The 20,386-nt window shown below is 68.6% G+C and carries 16 protein-coding genes; 4 read left to right on the forward strand and 12 right to left on the reverse strand.

Annotation, left to right across the window (positions count from 1 at the left end):
* Positions 1 to 71 precede the first annotated feature (71 nt).
* Positions 72 to 980, forward strand: a complete 909-nt coding sequence (gene prmB / locus PT85_RS07110; protein WP_407681082.1) for a 50S ribosomal protein L3 N(5)-glutamine methyltransferase — start codon at positions 72 to 74, stop codon at positions 978 to 980.
* Here the strand turns inward: prmB and PT85_RS07115 are convergent, their stop codons facing one another.
* The gene (locus PT85_RS07115) at positions 981 to 2,708 is read right to left on the reverse strand and encodes a thiamine pyrophosphate-binding protein (protein WP_039606268.1); all 1,728 of its coding nucleotides are present in this window, start codon (positions 2,706 to 2,708) and stop codon (positions 981 to 983) included. It lies immediately after the preceding gene.
* Positions 2,709 to 2,794: 86 nt separating this feature from the next.
* Positions 2,795 to 4,405 (reverse strand): FAD-binding dehydrogenase, encoded by a 1,611-nt coding sequence (locus tag PT85_RS07120; protein ID WP_039561707.1) that lies wholly within the window; start codon positions 4,403 to 4,405, stop codon positions 2,795 to 2,797.
* 87 nt (positions 4,406 to 4,492) lie between these two features.
* Between PT85_RS07120 and PT85_RS07125 the strand changes: the two genes are divergently transcribed.
* Genes PT85_RS07125 through PT85_RS07135 form a run of 3 tightly spaced genes read left to right on the forward strand, consistent with a single transcriptional unit; the run spans position 4,493 to position 7,040 of the window.
* A complete protein-coding gene (locus tag PT85_RS07125; RefSeq protein WP_039606269.1) occupies positions 4,493 to 5,524 on the forward strand; it encodes an AraC family transcriptional regulator in 1,032 nt (343 codons plus the stop codon).
* Between the two features lie 39 nt (positions 5,525 to 5,563).
* Positions 5,564 to 6,142, forward strand: a complete 579-nt coding sequence (locus PT85_RS07130) for a LemA family protein (RefSeq protein ID WP_039606270.1) — start codon at positions 5,564 to 5,566, stop codon at positions 6,140 to 6,142.
* A 10-nt stretch (positions 6,143 to 6,152) separates the two neighbouring features.
* Complete coding sequence (locus PT85_RS07135; protein WP_052237627.1) at positions 6,153 to 7,040, forward strand: GIDE domain-containing protein; 888 nt, start codon at positions 6,153 to 6,155, stop codon at positions 7,038 to 7,040.
* Between the two features lie 88 nt (positions 7,041 to 7,128).
* On the opposite strand, the gene PT85_RS07140 is transcribed toward PT85_RS07135, so the two are convergent.
* The 10 genes from PT85_RS07140 to PT85_RS07185 form a co-directional block, all read right to left on the reverse strand.
* Positions 7,129 to 8,847 (reverse strand): bifunctional protein-serine/threonine kinase/phosphatase, encoded by a 1,719-nt coding sequence (locus PT85_RS07140; RefSeq protein ID WP_052237628.1) that lies wholly within the window; start codon positions 8,845 to 8,847, stop codon positions 7,129 to 7,131.
* A gap of 145 nt (positions 8,848 to 8,992) precedes the next feature.
* Positions 8,993 to 9,805 (reverse strand): formate/nitrite transporter family protein, encoded by an 813-nt coding sequence (locus PT85_RS07145; protein WP_039606272.1) that lies wholly within the window; start codon positions 9,803 to 9,805, stop codon positions 8,993 to 8,995.
* A 32-nt stretch (positions 9,806 to 9,837) separates the two neighbouring features.
* Positions 9,838 to 10,182: a nitrite reductase small subunit NirD gene (gene nirD / locus PT85_RS07150; protein WP_039606273.1), complete on the reverse strand. Its 345-nt coding sequence runs from the start codon at positions 10,180 to 10,182 to the stop codon at positions 9,838 to 9,840.
* On the reverse strand, positions 10,182 to 12,707 hold the full coding sequence (gene nirB, locus PT85_RS07155; protein WP_039606274.1) for a nitrite reductase large subunit NirB: 2,526 nt from the start codon (positions 12,705 to 12,707) through the stop codon (positions 10,182 to 10,184). The genes nirD and nirB overlap by 1 nt, the downstream gene beginning before the upstream one ends.
* A gap of 365 nt (positions 12,708 to 13,072) precedes the next feature.
* Positions 13,073 to 13,537, reverse strand: coding sequence for a hypothetical protein (locus tag PT85_RS07160; protein ID WP_039606275.1), 465 nt, complete (start codon positions 13,535 to 13,537; stop codon positions 13,073 to 13,075).
* 175 nt (positions 13,538 to 13,712) lie between these two features.
* Positions 13,713 to 14,585, reverse strand: coding sequence for a copper resistance protein B (locus tag PT85_RS07165; protein ID WP_234702676.1), 873 nt, complete (start codon positions 14,583 to 14,585; stop codon positions 13,713 to 13,715).
* A gap of 11 nt (positions 14,586 to 14,596) precedes the next feature.
* Positions 14,597 to 16,348: a copper resistance system multicopper oxidase gene (locus tag PT85_RS07170; RefSeq protein ID WP_039606276.1), complete on the reverse strand. Its 1,752-nt coding sequence runs from the start codon at positions 16,346 to 16,348 to the stop codon at positions 14,597 to 14,599.
* Between the two features lie 39 nt (positions 16,349 to 16,387).
* Positions 16,388 to 17,389, reverse strand: a complete 1,002-nt coding sequence (locus PT85_RS07175) for a YncE family protein (protein ID WP_027591928.1) — start codon at positions 17,387 to 17,389, stop codon at positions 16,388 to 16,390.
* An 88-nt stretch (positions 17,390 to 17,477) separates the two neighbouring features.
* The gene (locus tag PT85_RS07180) at positions 17,478 to 17,939 is read right to left on the reverse strand and encodes a DUF411 domain-containing protein (RefSeq protein WP_039606277.1); all 462 of its coding nucleotides are present in this window, start codon (positions 17,937 to 17,939) and stop codon (positions 17,478 to 17,480) included.
* Positions 17,940 to 17,953: 14 nt separating this feature from the next.
* On the reverse strand, positions 17,954 to 20,287 hold the full coding sequence (locus tag PT85_RS07185) for a heavy metal translocating P-type ATPase (RefSeq protein ID WP_074467479.1): 2,334 nt from the start codon (positions 20,285 to 20,287) through the stop codon (positions 17,954 to 17,956).
* Positions 20,288 to 20,386 lie beyond the last annotated feature (99 nt).

A 20,386-nucleotide genomic window follows, 5' to 3' on the forward strand; every position in this document is an offset into this window, starting at 1 on the left:
TGCGCGGGACGGACGGTCTTGCTTGGGATAAAATGCCGCGCATTTGCCCAGGAGAGTTCATTGTGTCCGTTCTGCCCACCCGCCTTCGTACCTTGCGCGATTACATTCGCTGGGCGGTCAGCCGTTTCCAGGCTGAGGAAATCTACTTCGGGCATGGAGCCGACAACGCCTGGGACGAGGCCCGCATGCTGGTGCTGGGTGCCCTGCACCTGCCGTACGAAATGACCGACGCCTACCTGGACTGCCGCCTGGAAGACCACGAGCGCGACCTGCTCGGCAGCCTGATCGAGCGCCGCGTGGTCGACCGCGTACCGACTGCCTACCTGCTCGGCGAGGCCTGGTTCTGCGGGCTGCCATTCAAGGTGGACGAGCGCGTGCTGGTACCGCGCTCGCCGATCGCCGAGCTGATCAGTCAGCGTTTCGCGCCCTGGCTGCCGGCCGAGCCGGCGCGCATCCTCGACCTGTGCACCGGCTCGGGTTGCATCGGCATCGCCTGCGCCTACGCCTTCCCGGAAGCGGAAGTGGTGCTCGGCGACCTGTCCTTCGATGCGTTGGAAGTGGCCAACTGCAACATCGAGAAGCATGGACTGGAGGATCGCGTCTACACCGTACAGGGCGACGGCTTCGATGGCCTGCCCGGCCAGCGCTTCGACCTGATCGTCTCCAACCCGCCCTACGTGGACGCCGAGGACTTCGCCGACATGCCGGACGAGTACCACCACGAGCCGGCCCTGGGCCTGGCCTGTGGCGATGACGGCCTGGACCTGGTGCGGCGCATGCTCGCCGAAGCCGCCGACCACCTCACCGAGCAGGGCATCCTGGTGGTGGAAGTGGGCAACAGTCAGGTGCATGTGCAGGCCCTGTACCCGGAAGTGGACTTCACCTGGCTGGAGTTCGAGCACGGCGGCCATGGCGTGTTCCTGCTGGCGGCGAAGCAATGCCGGGAGCACCAGGCACTGTTCCGCAGCCGTCTTTCCTGATCAACCGGTCACCCGGCGCCACAGCGCTCGGCCGATCACCCGCACCTTGTCCCGGGGCGTGAAGCGCTTGAGGGTGGCCTTGACCACCCCCTGGGTGAAGCGAGTGCGCTTGGAGTAATCGACGCGCACATCCACCAGCACCGGGCGGTTCTGCGCGGCGAGTTGCAGCGCCTGGCGGATGCCCTCTGCGCAGCCGTCGTTGCCGTCGATGGCCACGAAGGCGGCGCCGGTCGCCTCGGCCAGGGCTTTGATATTGAGCGGCTGCAGCACCGTGCAGGTCTTGCGGTTGTAGGGGATTTCCTGGGCCTGGGCGATCTGCGACAGCTCCCCGTCGTTGAACACGAACAGCGGCACGCCCAGCCGCAGCTGGCTGGCGGTGAGCAGCTCCAGGCCGGTCATGCGCAGCGCGCCGTCGCCCACCACGCCCACCACGGTCTTGTCCGGATTGGCCAGCTTGGCGCCGATGGTCGCCGGGATGCAGTAGCCCATGGCGTTGAAGTCGCTGGGCGACAGGTAGCGGCGCGGGCCATGGATCGGCATCAGCTCGGCGATCAGGAAGGTGTGGTTGCCGTCGTCGGCGACCACGATGGCCTCGTCGTCCAGCTGGCTGCGCAATTCGGCGAAGAAGCGCGCCGGGTTCACTCGACCCTGGCTGTCGTGCTTGAACCACTCGTCACGGTAGGCCGCCTTGTCGGCGCGGATACGCTCGGCCATGCCGCTGCGCGCGGCCGGCTGCAGGGCTTCCACCTCGCGCAGCAGCGCCGGGATGAGCTGCGCGGCATCGCCCTCGAGCGTGACCCGGGCAGGGAAGTTGGCGTTGAACACCTCCGGGTTGATGTCCGCGTGAATCAGGCAGTCCGGCACCGGCATGCTGTAGCTGCCGGTGGGGATTTCCGAGAAGCGCGTGCCCACCGCCAGCAGGCAGTCGCAGCCGGTGAAGGCGTTGGCGGCCGCCGGCACGGCGTAGTCGCCGAAGCCCATGCCCACGTGCAGCGGGTGGTTACCCGGGAAGGCGCTCAGGCCCTGCAGGGTGGTGCAGGCAGGCGCGTCCAGCAGCTCGGCCAGGCGCACCAGCTCGGCCTGCGCGCCCACCGCACCCCAGCCGAGGAACAGCCCCGGACGTTTGGCGCTGACCAGCAGCCGGGCGGCCTCGCGCAGGGCCTCGGTGTTGGCTTGCGGGGCGGGAATGGCATTCTGAAAAACCGGCATCTCGTCCACCTCGCCGAGGAAGTTGCCGATGTTGTATGGCAGCTCGACGAACACCGGCCCCGGCTCGCCGCCGGTGGCGATGCGGTAGGCCTCGTACAGGGTGGGAATCACCTCGGCATGGCTGCCGATGCGGAAAGTGGCTTTGGTGATGGGCTTGAGCAGGGCGTGCTGGTCGATGTCGTGCAACTGGTAGCGGTAGGGGCTGTCGCTGTGGATGCCGCCGGAAATGATCAGCATCGGAATGCCATCCAGCCCCGCCTCGCCGATGCCGCTGGCGGCGTGGGTGACACCCGCCGCCGGCACGATCACCAGGGTGCCGATGCTGTCGCTGGTGCGGCTCACCGCATCGGCCATGAACGCCGCGCCGCACTCGTGGGTGACCAGCACCGGCTGGATCTTCTCCGAGGCGTTCAGCTCGTCATACAGCTCGGTGTTGTGCACGCCGGGTATACCGAAGGTGAAACGCACGCCCAGCTGTTCCAGGGCAAAACGCGCCAGTGCCGCGCCGGTCTTCTTCATGTCCTGCTCCTTGTGAATGTTGTTGTGTGGCAAGGCCTGAACCGAAATCTATGGGGAAGGCTCGCGACAAGTTCGCTCCTGCAGAATCAACCACCTTGTGCAATCGCCTGTGCCGCGCGGCGGCCGTTGAATACGCAATTGCTCAGGAATGTCCCCTCCAGCGAACGAATGCCGCTGATCCCACCGCCCCCGAAGCCCGCCGCCTCGCCGGCCGCGTACAGCCCGGGCACCGGTTGGCCCGTCGCGTCGAGCACCCGCGACTGCAGGTCGGTGAGCATGCCGCCCATGCTCTTGCGGCTGATGATGCGCTCGCGGATGGCGATCAGCGGGCCGGCCTTGGGGTCGAGGATTGGCTGGTTCCTGCAGGTACGCAAGCGGTCGCTGCGCCACTGGCGCAGCTGGGCCAGGCGGCGCAGCTGGTCGTCGTTGTGCAGCGCTGGGCCGCGCTTGAGCATGGCGTCGTAGGCCTGCACATCGGCACGCATGCCAGCCAGGTCCACCGGCAGCGGGCCGAGGGCGTTCATGCGCCCGGCCAGTTCCTCCAGCGTGTTGCCACTGACCACGTCCGGGCAGCGCTCCAGCATCCAGTTCACCAGCGCCTTGTTGCCGGTGAGGGTCTGCCAGATCAGCCTGACCAGCTTGCGGTCGCGGAACAGCGGGTTGGTATCCGTGCCGGAAATGGCCATTTCCTTGATCGCGATGCGCCAGTTCATCAGTTGCCAGCTGTACTGGCCGGGTAGTCGGCCGACGCGCTTGCACAGGTCGTGGGTGTCGAAGCCGGTGACCAGCGGCTGCGGACCGATACGCCGGCCGTGGGCGTCCAGCCACAAAGCCGAACGCGGCGGAATCAGGCTCAGCCCGTGGTCGGGGTATTCGGGTTCCGGGTGGGCGATGCCGGCGGCGTAGTTCCACATCTGGCCCAGGTTGACCACCTGGCCGCCCACCGCCTGCACCTGGTCATGCAGGGCGCCGTCGGCGCATGGCGGGGTGCCGCTGAGCAGGTTGTCGGGGCAGGGGCCGTACAGCGCCGTGTCCCAGTGCTGGCGCACCCGGCCGAGATCGCCGCCGATGCCGCCGGTGCACACCACCACCTGTTCGGCCTGCACCCGAAACGCGCCCCATGGGCCGTGCCCGTGACAACCGCTGACCGCGCCGTTGCGCCGCTCCAGGCCCTCCACCCGGTGCTCGAACAGCAGATCCAGCAGGTAGCTGCACGGGTGCGAGAACAGGCGCGCGGCCAGCGTGCCGACCAGCCCACGCCCGCAGCCCCAGGCCACGTGGTAGCGCGGCAGCGAATTGCCGTCGCCCTGGTTGCCGCGCTCCACCCACTGCACGGCGGGGAAGAAGCGGATGCCCTGGTCATGCAGCCAGTCATAGATCTCCACGCGGTTGCGCGCCACGTAGTCCTCTGCCCAGCGCCGGCCCCATTGCGCGTCCGGCGCGAACTGCGCGGCGCGCAGCCAGTCGGCGAGGAACAGCGCGGGGGAATCCTGGATGCCGTTGCGTTTCTGCTCCGGGGTTTCGCTCAGCAGCAGGCCGCCGAACGCCTCGTTGGCCTGGCCGCCGCAGGCTGAGCGCGGGCCGGCGTCCAGCAGGGTGACGCGTTGCCCCCGGTCGAGCAGTTCCAGCGCGGTGACGATGCCGGCCAGGCCGGCGCCGATCACCAGGGTATCGGCGTGGTGCAGGGAGTTGCTCATGTGCCCTCGGTGTAGTTCTTGTTTTTGCCGGCGAGCATAGGCAGCCTTGGCGCGGCCCGGCCTGACATTTTGCGAACGAGGACCGCCATGACCCAGATCGCCCGCAGCGCCGTGTTCATCGGTTTCGAAGCACTCTGCCGCGCCAATGGCCTCGACCCGCTATCCCTGCTCCCACGTTGTGCCCTGGACCCCGAGGTGCTGCAGCGCCGCGACCTGTATGTGCCCTATGCACGCTTCGGCCAGGCGCTGGCGCTGGCGGCCGAACGCTCCGGCAACCCGCTGTTCGGCCTGCACCTGAGCCGCCTGCACGACTATCTGATCTTCGGTCCGTTCGGCCTGTTGCTCGCCCAGGCGGAAAGCTTCCCCGAGGTGCTGCGCCTGACCCGCAACTATGTGCACCTGCACGCCCAGGGCATCGAACTGGCGACGCTGGAGCAGGGCGATGCCCTGGAGATGCGCTACAGCCTGACGCTGCGCGAGCACATCGACACGCGCCAGTTGCTGGAGCTGGGACTGGGCGTGGTGCACCGCAGCCTGGGCAGCCTGTTCGGCGACGCCTGGCGGCCGCGGCGGCTGGAGATCCGCCATGAGGCGCGCGCACCGTTGCCGCACTACGAGGCGTTCTTCGGCTGCGAGGTGCGTTTCGGCCAGGCGCGCAACGCCTTCATCACCGACCGTGCGCTGGTGAACCATCGCCCGCTGGCCCAGGCCGCCCCGTTGCGCTCCCACCTGCTGGCCGAGTTCGCCGGCCAGGCGGACATCGCCGAGGACCCGGTGGCGCAGCTGTGCTACGTGCTCCAGTCGATCCTCACCACCGGCGAAGCCAGCCTGCCGGTGGCCGCCCGCCTGCTCGGCCAGCACCCGCGCGTGCTGCAGAAGACCCTGCAGGCGCGCGGGGTCAGCTTTCGTACCCTGCTCGACCGGGTGCGCTACCAGGAAGCCTGCCAGCAGCTGCGCCAGTCGGGCCAGTCCATCACCGAGCTGGCGCTGCACCTGGGGTATGGCGACGAAACCGCATTCTCGCGCGCCTTCCGGCGCTGGAGCGGGGTGTCGCCGCAGGCGTGGCGGCAACGCGCGAATGCGGGGCCGATCAATCCTTCGCGCTGCGCCAGGCCATAGACTCCGCGACTTTATGCGCAACGACATTGCGGGGGTTGCATGAGTCCGAGTCTGACGGTGGCGGTGGTTCTGGTGGTGGCGTTCTTCGCCGTGGCGTATGCGGTGGGACTGTACAACGGCCTGGTGCGCCTGAAGCATGGCGTGGGCAAGGCCTGGGCGAACATCGACGTGTTGCTGCGCCAGCGCCATGAAGAGCTGCCCAAGCTGGTGGAAACCTGCAAGCAGTACATGCAGCACGAGCGCGCCACGCTGGAGCGGGTGATCGCAGCGCGCAACGCGGTGGCCAGCGCCCGCGAGCGGCATGACGTGCAGGCGCTGGGCCAGGCGGAAAGCGGCTTGCGCGCCGGGCTGGGGCAGCTGTTCGCGCTGGCCGAGAATTATCCGCAGCTGAAGGCCGATGAGAGCTTCCGCCATCTGCAACAGCGCATCAGCGCCCTGGAGAGCGGCATCGCCGACCGGCGCGAGCTGTACAACGAGGCGGTCAATCTGAACAACGTGCGCATCGAGCAATTCCCGGATGTGCTGCTGGCGCGTTTCTTCGGCTTCGCCGCCGCGACCCTGTTGCAGTTCAGCGAGGCGGAAAAGGCCGACGTGGATCTCAAGGCGCTGTTCGGCTGAGGACGGGGCGATGAATGTCGTGCATACGCTGGCGCTGTTCGCCGGGGCGGTCTTCGCCTGTGCGGCCGGCGGCTGGAGCAGCGTGCGCTGCTGGTCGCAGGCGCGCCATCTGCAGGACACGCCCAGCTCGAAGATCCGCTCCGCGGCGCAGGGGTATGTGGAGCTGGCCGGCCTGCTCCAGTCCGCGGAGCAGACGCAGTTCGGGCCACTCACCGGACAGCCGTGCCTGTGGTGGCGCTACGAGATCGAACGCTATAGGACGAGCGGCAGGTCGCGCCGCTGGCAGACGTTGGAGAGCGGTCGCAGCGAGGCCTGGCTGCGCCTGGCCGACAGCACCGGCGAATGCCTGATCGATCCGCGCGGCGCGCAGGTTTATCCGGCGACGCGCCAGGTGTGGGAGGGCACGCTGCGCCACCCGTTGCGCGACGCCTCCTACGGGTTGCTGGACGGGCTGTTCGGCGCCCGGTATCGCTATACCGAGGAACGCCTGCACGAGGGCGAGTACCTGTATGCCATCGGCGAATTCCAGACGCAGAGCCCGGCCAGCCAGTCCGTTGACGGGGAACAGGCCCGTGGCGCGGTGGTGCGCGAATGGAAAGCGGATTTCACCGGCCTGCTGCGCCGTTTCGACGCCAACGGTAACGGTCGCCTGGATGACGAAGAGTGGCGGTTGGTCCAGCTGGCCGCCCGCCTGGAAGCCGAGCAGCGCCATCGGCAGGCCGCCCGGCAACCCGACTGGCACCGCCTGGCCAAACCCGGCGAGGCGCAGCCGTTCGTTCTTTCCAGCCGCGGCAAGGAGGGCGCGATCCGTCATCTGCGCAGGAAGGCGCTGCTAAGCGCGCTGGTGTGTCTGGGAGGCGCCTGGGCGATGGCCTGGCTGCTCGATCGGTTTCTCTGAACAGTTTGTTCGGGGGCGCAGGGCGGTCAGGGCAACGCTTTGGCCGCCGTTGCATCGTCCGGGGCCGCAGGCGGCCCCGAAGAGGACCTCAACGCAACAGCAAGAGAACAATCACCCCCAACTGCACCCACACCACCGTCTGCCAGAAGCGCAGCGGATGGCGCTGCAGCAGCGGTGCTTTCGTGCGGTGCAGCAGTTCCGGCGGCGGCTGGCGCAGGTCGTGGAGAAATTCCGACAACTCGCCGTAGCGCCGCGCCGGGTTGGGGTGCACAGCCTTGCGCAGCACGTCATCGACCCAGGTCGGCAGGTCGCGATCCTCGCGCCACAGCGGGCGGTAGCGCAGGCGCAGCTGGGCGGTGCGGCTGCGTGTACGGGACACTTCGGCGCCGTAGGGCAGGTCGCCGCCCAGCAGGCGGTAGGCGATCACGCCCAGCGAGAACAAATCCGAACGCACGCTGCTGCCTTCGCCGAGGAAATACTCCGGTGCGGTGTAGGCCAGCGCGCCGGGCACCGGGTTGTCCGGATCCATGCCACCTTCGGCCAGGCCGGAGACCTGCGCCGAGCCGAAGTCGATCAGCTTCAGGGTGCCGCCGGCGTCGATCAGGATGTTCTCCGGACGCAGGTCGCGGTGCAGCATTTCCAGGCGGTGAAAGGCGCGCAGCCCGCGGGCGATCTGCTCCAGCAGGTCGCGCACCTGCTCCAGCGAGGGCTGCGGATGATCGGTCATCCACTGGGCCAGCGTCTGGCCCTCGACGTACTCCGCCACGCTGTACAGGTACTGGCGCGGCCGGCTTGTCGCCGGCGCGCGCACCACATGCACGCTGTGCACGCGGCGGGCGATCCATTCCTCGAGCAGCAGGCGTTCGAGATACGCACGGTCGTGGCGCAGGTCCAGGGACGGGGTCTTCAGCACCAGCCGTTCGCCGCTGTGCTCGTCCTCGGCCAGGTACACATGGCTGCGGCTGCTGGCATGCAGTTCGCGCAGGATGCGGTAGCCGTCGAAGCGCGCCGGCGGCTCCAGCAGCGGCGGCAGGGCGAGTTCTTCGAGCTGGCGCTGGACTTCCCCGGCCTCGCCGTCAGGCAGGGCATTGATGCGCACCAGTTGGGCGGTGAGGTTGTCCGGGCTGCCCCGGGCATGGGCTTCCAGCACCAGGCGGCGCGCGGTGGCGTCCAGATCGTCCCCGTGGGCATCGATCAGCGCGAGCAGTACCGCCTCGTCCAGCCATTCATGCACGCCATCGGTGAGCAGCAGGAACAGGTCGCCGACCTGCAGGGGCAGGGCGCGGTAGTCGATTTCCAGATGCGGGTTGATGCCCAGGGCGCGACCCAGACAGCTCTGCTCCGGCGACAGCCAGACCCGATGTTCCTCAGTGAGCGCCTCCAGCTGGCCGTTGCGCAGTCGGTAGAGGCGCGCATCGCCGACATGGAACAGGTGCGCGGTGGTGGACTTGAGCACCAGCGCGCTGAAGGTGCAGACATGGCCGCGGTCACGGTCATAGCGGTACGGGCCGCGCCGCGTCTGGGCATGCAGCCAGGCGTTGGCAGCGACCAGCACGCGCTGGCCGGATTGCTTCACCGACCAGGCGTCCGGCGTGCAGAAGTAGTCTTCCAGAAAGCTCTTCACCGCCGTTTCGCTGGCGATGTGGCTGACCTCGCTGCTGCTGATGCCATCGGCGATGGCCAGGGCGATGCCCTTGCTGTGCTGCTGCTCGGGATCGGGCAGGCGCAGGCCGTGGAAGTCCTGGTTGAGGGGCTTGCGACCCTTGTCCGAGAACTGGCCGACGGTGACGGCGAGGGTGGTGGGCATGGCGGCACTGTACTGACGGGCGGGGATTTCCCCTCTCCCTTGATGGGAGAGGGGCTAGGGGAGAGGGTGAGTGGACTCTGTATCCCCCTCTCCCTAACCCTCTCCCGCCAGGGGAGAGGGAACGGACTCGTGCACGCCGACTCCCTTACAGCACCGCCCGCTTCGGCGCCGTGCGCACATGGGTGGCGTACAGGGTCAGGCCGGTGAAGGCCAGGCCGCCGACCAGGTTGCCCAGCGCGGTGGGGATCTCGTTCCACAGCATGTAGTCCATGATCGAGAAGTCGCCGCCCATCATCAGCCCGGCCGGGAACAGAAACATGTTCACCACCGAGTGCTCGAAGCCCATGTAGAAGAACAGCATGATCGGCATCCACATGGCGATCGCCTTGCCGCCGACGGTGGTGGAGATCATCGCGCCGACCACGCCCATCGACACCATCCAGTTGCACAGCACGCCGCGCAGGAAGATGGTCGCCCAGCCCGCCGCGCCGTATTCGGCGTAGCCCAGGGTGCGCGCCTCGCCGATGTGCGAGAGCTTCTGCGCCACCTCGCCCGGCTCGGTGGAGAAGCCGTAGGTGAAGACGAACACCATCATGAAGGCCACGGTCAGCGCGCCGGCGAAGTTGCCGAGGAGCACCAGGCCCCAGTTGCGCAGGATGCCGCCGACGGTGACGCCGGGACGGCGGTCGAGCAGCGCCAGCGGGGTGAGCATGAACACCCCGGTCAGCAGGTCGAAGCCCATCAGGTAGAGCATCACGAAACCGACCGGGAAAAGCATGGCGCCGGCCAGCGCCGAGCCGGTCTGTACGGTGATGGTCACGGCGAACACCGCCGCCAGGGCGAGAATGGCGCCGGCCATGAAGGCGCGGATCAGGGTGTCGCGGGTGGACATGTGGATCTTGGATTCGCCGGCGTCGACCATCTTGGTGACGAATTCGGCAGGCACGATATAGGACATGACGGGATTCCTGTTCTTCCGAAAGAGGGCAATCAGCCCAACGCAATTTCCACGGCGTCGCCGTTCAGGCGCGCCGGCCAGACCCGCAGGCGTTGCTGCGGGTCTTCCAGGCACAGGCCGTCGTCCAGCCGGAAGTGCTGCTTGTAGAGGGGGGCGGCGACCACCGCCTGGCCCTTGAGGGAGCCGACGAGGCCGCGGCCGATGACGTTGGCGCCGGATCTGGGGTCGCGGTTCTCGATGGCGTAGACCTGGTCGCCGGGCAGGTGGAACAGCGCCACCTGGGTGCCGTCCAGCCAGGCGACCACGCCGGAATTGGCCACCAGATCATTGCGGCTGCACAGGGTGCGCCAGTGGGTGAGCGGGGCGAGCATGTTCATCAGTGCACCTCCTCGGCGGGAATCAGTGAAAGCTCGGACGCGCGCGCCGGGCGGCGCTGGCCGCGTTCGCGTACGAAGTGGATGTCCGGGTCGTCGCGGTGGTCGTTGACGAAGGTGCGGAAGCGCTTGAGCTTCTCCGGATCCTTCAGTGCGTTGGCCCATTCGCATTCGTAGCGATCCACCACGAGTTGCATCTGGCGCTCGAGCTCGGCGCCGAGGCCCAGGCTGTCGTCGAGGATCACCGCCTTGAGATAGTCCAGGCCGCCGTCCAGGCTTTCCCGCCACACCGAGGTGCGCTGCAGCTTGTCGGCGGTGCGGATGTAGAACATCAGTACGCGGTCGATGGTGCGGATCAGGCCGGCGTCGTCCAGGTCGGTGGCGAACAGTTCGGCATGGCGCGGGCGCATGCCGCCGTTGCCGCAGATGTACAGGTTCCAGCCCTTCTCGGTGGCGATCACGCCGATGTCCTTGCTCTGCGCCTCGGCGCATTCGCGGGTGCAGCCGGAGACGCCGAACTTGATCTTGTGCGGCGCGCGCAGGCCCTTGTAGCGGTTCTCCAGGATCAGGGCCATGCCGACGCTGTCCTGCACGCCGTAGCGGCACCAGGTGCTGCCCACGCAGGACTTCACCGTGCGCAGCGACTTGCCGTAGGCGTGGCCGGTCTCGAAGCCGGCGTCTATCAGCTCGGCCCAGATGTCCGGCAACTGGTGCAGTTGCGCGCCGAACAGGTCGATGCGCTGGCCGCCGGTGATCTTGGTGTAGAGGTCGTACTTCTTCGCCACCTGGCCGATGGCGATCAGCCCCTCGGGGGTAATCTCGCCGCCGGGCACGCGCGGCACCACCGAGTAGGTGCCGTTCTTCTGCATGTTGGCCATGAAGGTGTCGTTGGTGTCCTGCAGCGGCACCAGTGCCGGATCCTGGATCGGGCGGTTCCAGCAGGAGGCGAGGATCGAACCCACCGCCGGCTTGCAGATGTCGCAGCCCAGCTCGCCCTTGCCGTGGCGGGCCAGCAGATCCTCGAAGCGCTCGATGCCTTCGACGCGGACGATGTCGTACAGCGCCTGGCGGGTGTGGGCGAAGTGTTCGCACAGGCTCTTGTCCACCGCCACGCCGCGGGCGGTCAGCTCATGCTCGAACACCTGCTTGAGCAGGCTGGCGCAGCCGCCGCAGCCGGTGGCTGCCTTGGTGGCGCTTTTGAGCTCGCCCAGGTCGGTGACGCCGGCATCCACCTGGCAGCACACCGCGCCCTTGGTGACGTTGTGGCAGGAACAGAGGGTGGCGGTGTCGGGCAGGGCATCGGCACCCAGCGCCGGCACGCCATCCGAGACCGGCAGGATCAGGCTGGACGGGTCGGCCGGCAGCTTGATGCCGTTCTGCGCGTACTGCAGCAGGGTGTCGTAGTAGCTGTTGTCGCCGACCAGCACGGCACCCAGCACGCGCTTGCCATCGGCGGACACCACCAGGCGCCGGTAGCTGGCCGTGGCTTCGTCGATGAAGCGGTAGCTGCGCGCACCCGGCGTGGCGGCATGGGCATCGCCGATGGAGCCGACGTCCACGCCGAGCAGCTTGAGCTTGGTGGACAGGTCGGCGCCGGTGAACGGCGTGGCCTCGCGCCCGGCCAACTGGTCGGCCACGGTGCGCGCCATGCTGTAGCCCGGCGCCACCAGGCCGAACACGCTGCCGTTCCAGGCCGCGCATTCGCCGATGGCGTAGATGGCCGGATCGCTGCTGCGGCACAGATCGTCCACCGCCACGCCGCCGCGCGGGCCGAGCTCCAGGCCGGCGGCGCGGCCCAGGGCGTCCTGCGGGCGGATGCCGGCGGAGAACACGATCAGGTCGGTTTCCAGGCTGTCGCCGTCCTTGAAGGCCATGCGGTAGCGGTACTGGCTGCCGGCGACGATGGCTTCGGTGGCGCGCGACAGGTGCACGCCGACGCCGAGGGCCTCGATGCGCGCCCTGAGCGCCTCGCCGCCCAGCTCGTCCAGCTGCACCGGCATCAGGCGCGGGGCGAATTCCACCACATGGGCCTCCAGGCCCAGCGACTTCAGTGCGTTGGCCGCTTCCAGACCGAGCAGACCGCCGCCGACCACCACGCCGCGCCGGGCGCCCTGGGCGGCGGCGCGGATGAGGTCGAGATCATCCAGGGTGCGGTAGACCAGCCGGGACGTGCCCTCGGCACCGGGAATCGGCGGCACGAACGGGTAGGAGCCGGTGGCCAGCACCAGATGGTCGTAGGCGTAGCGGCCCTGTGCGGTCACCACTTCGTTGCGGGCGCGGTCGATGGCGGTCACCGCCTCGCCCAGGTGCAGCTGCACGCCGTGGCGGGCGTAGAAATCCGCCTCGCACAGCGCCAGCGACTCGGCATCCCGGCCGCCGAAGTATTCGGACAGGTGCACCCGGTCGTAGGCGCGCTGGCGCTCTTCGCCGAGCACCCGCACCTGGAACCGCTCGAGCGCACCCTGCTCGGCCAGACGGGCGACGCAGTGATGACCCACCATGCCGTTGCCGATGATGACGATGTTCATGTGTCCTTCCTCTGCCTTTGCCGGCCGGTGTTCCGCCGGCCGAAACGCAAAAAGGCGCCTGGAGCCGTTGAGAGCTCCAGGCGCCTTTGCCTGGTGATTCGATGTGGGGTGGTGTTGGCCGAGCGCCGTTGCCCGGATCACCTGAATAACGGGGTCTTCGCTGACCCTGCCTGGGAGTTAGCAGGGAGCGTGCCAGCGACGGAATGACGTGCGGCAATGCCCGATGCAGAGGGGTTTGGCGGCGAATGAGGGCAGGCGCGACGGGCTCGACGAATGATCCCTGATGGGGCGAAGCGCCCGTCGCGCTCCCTGTTTTGGAGCAGAGGCGTTATCCCCTCTCACCCGGCCGGGGAGAGGGGAATGACTCAGCGGTACTTGTGGTGCCACTGCTCCTTGTAATGGCCCCGGCCGCGTTTGTGCTTGTGATCGTGGCGCACATGGCGACGGTCGCCACGGTAATCGCGTCGGTCATCATCGCCGTAGGCATTGCCCAGCGCGCCGCCGGCGGCGCCACCCACAGCGGCACCCAGCAGGCCGCCATTGGTACCGCCGACCTGCTGGCCCAGCACATTGCCACCGGCCGCGCCCAGTCCACCGCCGACAGCGGCTTCGGTGCGAGAGCGCTTGTCGGCGCCAACGGCACTGCCGGCAGCACCACCGACCCCGGCGCCGATCACCGCGCCGGTGCTGCCGCCAAGGTGTCCGCCGACCACGCTGCCCATCACGCCACCCAGCGCTCCACCGACGGCGGCTTCGGTGTTATTGCCGGCAAAGGCGGCGCCGCTGAACAGGCCGAGGGTCAGGAAAACAATCGGGGCATGCTTCTTCATCAGATGTGGCCTCAGAAAAATGACGGGGCGATGCTCGCTGCCCGAGGGTGCCGAAACAAGCCCTCGGCCGACGAGCTGCACGGCTTTACCGACTTTTTAAGCCGTCCTTACAAAACGCGGAACTTTGCGTCCTGGCGCGCAGCCAAACGCCCCTGGCCGGTAGCGGTCGCGGGCCTCAAAACCAGAAACGAACCCCGGCGACCACGGCGGTTTCTTCGCGATCCTCTCCCGCGCGGCGCAGGTAATCCGCCGTGTTGCCATAGGCGCGCTGCCAGCTCACGCCCAGGTAGGGGGCGAACTGCCGGGTGATCTCGTAGCGCAGCCGCAGGCCGGCCTCCACATCGCTGAAGCCCGCGCCAACGCCGCGTGCCGCGTCGTTGCGGCCGTGCAGGTTGAGCTCCACGGCCGGCTGCAGGATCAGCCGGTTGGTCAGCAGGATGTCGTAGTCGGCGGCCAGGCGCAGGCCGGTCTGGCCGCCTTCGCCGAAGAACGCGCTGACTTCGGTTTCCAGGCCGTACAACGGCATGCCCTGGACACCCGCCACCGCCCAGGTCTGCGGCGAGCCCGGCTTGAAGTCCTGACGCACGCCGAGCACGCTTTCCCACCAGGGGCCGATGGCGTGGCTCCACAACAACTGCAGTTCGGCTTCCTCGGTGTGGCCATCGATGCGCTCGCCTTCCGAGCGCACCGCCAGGCGGTTGATGTCGCCGCCGATCCAGCCGTCGATGTCCCAGGCCAGGGCGTTGCCGTCGTCGGCATCTCGCCATTCCAGCTGGTCGGCAAGCAGCAGGAAGTTGGTCCCGCCCGCGTGCATGGCGTGCGGCGGCAGGTCGGGGAAGGCGGCGGCGCGGTCGGCGGCGGTTGGCGCCGGGATCGGCGTGCGGCCAGCGCCGTGCGCTGGCGCACGGTGGTGGCGATGTTCGTCGGCACTGGGTGAGGGTGTGCTCGGCGGATGGTGGCCATCGTGGGCACCTTGTGCCAGCGCCTGTGTGGTAAGCAGCAGGCCGACGGTCAGCGAAGCGAAATGGGATGTGCTGCGGAGGTTCATCATCGGCTTCCTCATTCTTCCACGCGGAATTCGCGGAACATGCCGAGGTCCATGTGCATCAACAGGTGGCAGTGGAAGGCCCAGCGGCCCAGCGCGTCGGCGGTGACGCGAAAGCTGCGCCGGGAACCGGGTGGCATGTCGATGGTGTGCTTGCGCACCAGGAAGTTGCCCTGTTGGTCCTCCAGGTCGCTCCACAGGCCGTGCAGGTGGATGGGGTGATGCATCATGGTGTCGTTGACCAGCACCATGCGCAGGCGCTCGCCGTACTTCAGGCGGATCGGCTCGGCATCGGCGAACGGCACGCCGTCGAACGACCAGGCGAAGCGCTCCATATGGCCGGTCAGGTGCAGCTCCAGGGTGCGCCCCGGCTGGCGACCGTCGGGGTCGGCGAAGCGGCTGCGCAGGTCGGCGTAGGTCAGCACCCGGCGCCCGTTGTCGCGCAGGCCGATGCCCGGATCGTCCAGCTTGGCCACCGGCATCATGGTCTGCATGTCGAGCAACGGGTTGCCCGCCTCGCTGGCCGGGTGCGTCACCGTGCCCTGATCTAGGCCCGCCATGGCGCCGTGAGCGCTGTGATCCATATCCGCCATCGAACCGTGGGAACCGTGATCCATACCGGCCGCCTGACCGTGCGCCCCATGCTCGCCGTGGCCCATGTCCGCCATGCTCAGCACCGGGCGCGGGTCCACGGCCGGCACCGGCGCGCGCAGGCCGTCGCGCACCGCCAGCGTGCCGCAGGCATAGCCGCTGCGATCCATGGCCTGGGCGAACAGGCTGTAGGCCGGTTGGTCGCCGGGTTCGACCAGCACGTCATAGGTTTCCGCCACCGCCAGGCGCAGTTCGTCCACCTGCACCGGCTCGACCGGCTGGCCGTCGGCGGCGATCACGGTGAGCTTCAGGCCCGGGATGCGGAAATCCAGGTAGCTCATCGCCGAGCCGTTGATCAGGCGCAGGCGAATGCGCTCGCCCGGCTTGAACAACCCGCTCCAGGGATTCGCCGGCGTGCGGCCATTGAGCAGGTAGGTGTAGGTGGCGCCGCTGACGTCGGCCAGGTCCGTGGGGCTCATGTTCATCCGTGCCCAGGCCCAGCGGTCACCCAGCGTTGCGCTCCAGCCCTGGTCGGCCACGTCGCGGATGAAGTCGCCGACGGTGCGGCGGTGCTCGTTGTAGTAGTCGGACTGCTTCTTCAGCTTGGCCAGCACCCGCGCGGGGTTCTCGTCGGTCCAGTCGGAGAACATCACTACGTAGTCGCGTTCGTAGCGGTGGGGCTCGGGCTGCCGTGGCTCGATGATCAGCGGGCCGTACACGCCGAGCTGCTCCTGGAAGCCGGAATGGCTGTGGTACCAGTAGGTGCCGTGCTGCTTCACCCGGAAGCGGTATTCGTACAGGCCGTTCGGCGCGATGCCGGCGAAGCTGAAACCCGGCACGCCGTCCATGTTGGCCGGCAGCAGGATGCCGTGCCAGTGGATCGAGGTGTCCACCGGCAGGCGGTTGCGCACGCGCAGGGTCACGGTGTCGCCTTCGCGCCAGCGCAGCAGCGGGCCGGGAATCGAGCCGTTGATGGCCATGGCGGTGCGCCGCTTGCCGGTGAAGTCGACGTCCAGCGCGTCGATGGTCAGGTCGAACTCGGTGCCGGCCAGCACGGTCGGCTGCCCGGGGCTGGTCAGCGCCCAGACCGGCTGGCGCCACAGGCCCAGGCCGGCGAAGGCGCCGCCGGCGGCGAGGCCCTTGAGCAAGGTGCGTCGTGAAGTCGTGGAATGCATGCGAGCGGATGTCCTTATGAGTCAAGAAGGTGCGCGAACTCAGCGCGCCACGATGCCGTTGGGGCCAGCGGCGGTCGGGTAGCGGGTCAACTCCCGGTGGCTGTTCAGGTCGACCACCGACACGCTGGCGTCGAAGGCGTTGCTGATGTAGGCGCGGCTGCCGCCCTCGGCGATGGACACGCCGTGGGCGCCCTTGCCGACCTCCGGGCTGGCCAGGAGCCGGCCGCTGCGGGCATCCAGGACCGACAGGCTGTGTCCGGGCGCCTGTGCGCTGCCCTGGTTGGCCACCACCAGTTGCTTGCCATCGGGCGAGACGGACAGCTGGATGGGACCGGGGCCGACCGGGTAGGTGTCGAGCAGCGAGCGCTGACGCGGATCGACCGCCGCCACCGCGTCTTCGCCACTGAGGGACACGAACAGGCGCTGGCCGTCGGGGGCGAAGGCGACCTGCACCGGTTTCTTGCCGACCGCGATGCGCGCGACTTCTTTGCGGCGCTGCACGTCGATCAGGCTGACATCGCCGCTGTCGCGGTTGGCCACCGCCAGGCTGCGGCCGTCCGGCGACAGGCGCAGGCCGTGAGGGTAGCGACCTACCGCGATGCGCTCCGCGACCCGCCTGGTGACGAGGTCGACGACCAGCACCGCATGGCTGTCTGCATCGGTGATGAATACCCATTTGCCGCTGGCATCGGGCACCACGTGGGCCAGGTGACCGCCGATGGCAATCGGGATTGCCGGGGCGTCGGGATTCAGCGCATCCAGCACCAACAGGCGACCGCCTTCGTCATGCCCGCCATGCCCGCCGTGGCCATGCGCCTGGCCAGCGGGCATGCCGACAATCAGCAGGGACTTGCCATCGGGGGTCAGATCCACGTTGTGGGGTAGCACCTCCAGGGCGACGGTGCGGGTGGACGCGGCGTCCTCGTCGATGATGGTCAGGCTGCCGGCGCCTTCGTTGGCGACATAGACGGTGGCGGCCATCACGGGCGTGCCGGCGAACAGGGCGCTGGTCAGTGCCAGCGCCAACAGGCGGGATTGCATGGGGAAATCCTCTGGCATTGCGATCTACCCCCAGCCTGCGGCAGCGCCGCTGACGGCAGGCTGAAGCGTCGATTACGTTTTCGTCAGCTCAGCGGCGCGGCACCTTCGGCGCCGGGTAGCTGGCCAGCACCTCGTCCTGCCCGGCGCGGTTGAGGCCGAGCACCTGATACGCCTCGTGCGGCTGGCCGTAGTCCATGCCCGGCGAGCCGGCGGGCATGCCTGGCACGGCGATGCCGCGCAGGTCGGGGCGCTTGAGCAGGGCGTGAATCTGCGCCACCGGCACGTGGCCCTCGACGAACTTGCCGTCGATCACGCCGGTGTGGCAGGAGGCCAGGCGCGGCTGCACGCCCAGCTTCTGTTTGACCGCGCCGATGTCGCGCTCGACGTGGTCGCGCACCGTGAAACCGTTGTCCTTGAGGTAGACGATCCAGTCCTTGCAGCAGCCGCAATTGGCGTCGCGGTGCACGTCGATGGTCAGGGGTTCGGCCGCCTGGGCGGCGCCGCTCAGCAGCAGGGCGGCGAGGGCCGCGATACGCAGTCTGGGGTGCATGGAACTTCTCCGGATCAGTCGATGGAAACCTTGCGCAGGAGCAGCGCGTTGAACACCACCGAGGCCGAGCTCAGGCTCATGGCCAGCGCGGCGATCAGCGGCGACAGCAGCAGGCCGGTCAGCGGATAGAGCAGGCCGGCGGCCAGCGGAATGCCCAGCGTGTTGTAGAGGAAGGCGAACGTCAGGTTCTGGTGCATGTTGCGCACGGTGGCCACCGACATACTGCGCGCGCGCAGGATGCCGAGCAGGTCGCCCTTGACCAGCGTGACCTGGGCGCTGTTCATCGCCACGTCGGTGCCGGTGCCCATGGCGATGCCGATGTCGGCGCGCGCCAGGGCCGGGGCGTCGTTGATGCCGTCGCCGGCCATGGCCACGCGGTGACCCTGCTGTTGCAGAGTGGCGGCCAGGCGCTCCTTGTCCTGCGGCTTGACCTCGCCGTGCACCTCCTCGATGCCCAGCTCGCGGGCCACCGCGCGGGCGGTGGTCAGGCCGTCACCGGTGGCCATGATCACCCGCACGCCGTCGGCCTGCAGGCGCTCCACCGCCAGTTGCGAGGTCGGCTTGATCGGGTCGGCGACCGCCAGCAGCCCGGCCAGCGTGCCGTCCACCGCCAGGTACATGATGCTCACCCCGTCGCCGCGCAGCCGTTCGGCGCTGGCCTGCAGCGGGCCGGTATCCACGCCGGCGTCGGTCAGCAGCGCGGTGTTGCCCAGTAGCAGGCGGCGGCCCTCGACCTGGCCGCGCACGCCGATGCCGGAGGTCGACTCGAACGCCTCGGGGGGGCTCAGCGCCAGGCCCAGGGCGCGGGCCTGAGCGACGATGGCGTGGGCCAGGGGGTGTTCGCTGCCCTGGTCCAGGCTGGCGGCCAGCCGCAGTACCTCGCCGGGTGTGAAGCCGGGCGCGGCCTCGACGCTGTGGAAGGCCGGGCGGCCTTCGGTCAGGGTGCCGGTCTTGTCGACGATCAGCGTGTCGATCTTGCGCAGGTTCTCGATGGCGCCGGCATCGCGGAACAGCACGCCGCTGCTCGCCGCCTTGCCGGTGGCGACCATTACCGACATCGGCGTGGCCAGGCCCAGGGCGCACGGGCAGGCGATGATCAGCACCGCCACCGCGTTGATCAGGCCGAACACCCAGCTCGGCTCCGGCCCCCACAGACCCCAGACGAACAACGTGAGCACGGCGATGCCGATCACCACCAGCACGAAGTAACCGGCGATGACATCGGCCAGCCGTTGCATCGGCGCCTTGGAGCGCTGTGCCTGGGCGACCATCTGCACGATCTGCGCGAGCACGGTCGCGCTGCCGACCTTCTGCGCCTGCATCACCAGGCTGCCGTGGGCGTTCAGGGTGGCGCCGATCAGGCTGTCGCCGGCGCGCTTCATGATCGGCAGCGGCTCGCCGGTCAGCATCGACTCGTCCACCGCGCTTTCACCTTCCAGCACCAGACCGTCGACCGGCACCTTCTCGCCCGGTCGCACGCGCAGGGTGTCGCCGCTGTGCACGTGGCTGAGCGGGATGTCTTCTTCGCTGCCGTCGGCATTGATGCGCCGCGCGGTCTTGGGCGCCAGGCCGAGCAGCGAGCGGATTGCCGCCGAGGTCTGCGAGCGCGCCTTGAGTTCGAGGATCTGGCCGAGCAGGGTCAGCGAGATGATCACCGCCGCCGCCTCGAAGTACACGCCGATGCGCCCGTCCTGGACGAAGTCGGCGGGAAACACGCCGGGAGCCAGGGTGGCGACCAGGCTGTACAGGTAGGCGGCGGCGGTGCCCAGGCCGATCAGCGTCCACATGTTCGGGCTGCGCAGCCGCACCGAGCGCACGCCGCGCACGAAGAACGGCCAGCCGGCCCAGAGCACCACCGGGGTGCTCAACGCGAGTTCGACCCAGTTCTGCGCAGCGCCGTGGAACAGGTTCAGGGCATGCCCGCCCATGGCCAGCACGGTGACGATCAGGGTCAGCGGCAGGGTCCACCAGAAGCGCCGGGAGAAGTCCCTGAGCTCCGGATTTTCCTCTTCTTCCAGTTCCGGCATGACCGGCTCCAGCGCCATGCCGCAGATCGGGCAGGTGCCCGGGCCGATCTGGCGGATCTCCGGATGCATCGGACAGGTGTATTCGGCGGCCGCCCCTGCGTCGGGCGCGGTAGCAGCCGGCGCGTGATCGGCGTGCTGGGCGGACAGGTACTTGTGCGGTTCGGCGCCGAAGCGGTCCAGGCAGTGCTGGCTGCAGAAGCGCAGGCGCTGGCCGGCATGCTGGGCCTGGTAGGGACTGTCGGACTTGACCGTCATGCCGCACACGGGATCGCGGTCCGGGACGGCGGCACTTGCAGGGTGTGAGTTCGGCGGGCTGGGCATGGCGGGATTCCTTTTACCTGTTGGCACCGTAGCGTCGGATGGCTGACATCAGGCTGAGCCCGGGATTACTTTTCTGTCAGCTTGTGGTCAGCGTCGTTC

The sequence above is a fragment of the Pseudomonas flexibilis genome, assembly GCF_000806415.1.
Lineage (GTDB): Bacteria > Pseudomonadota > Gammaproteobacteria > Pseudomonadales > Pseudomonadaceae > Serpens > Serpens flexibilis.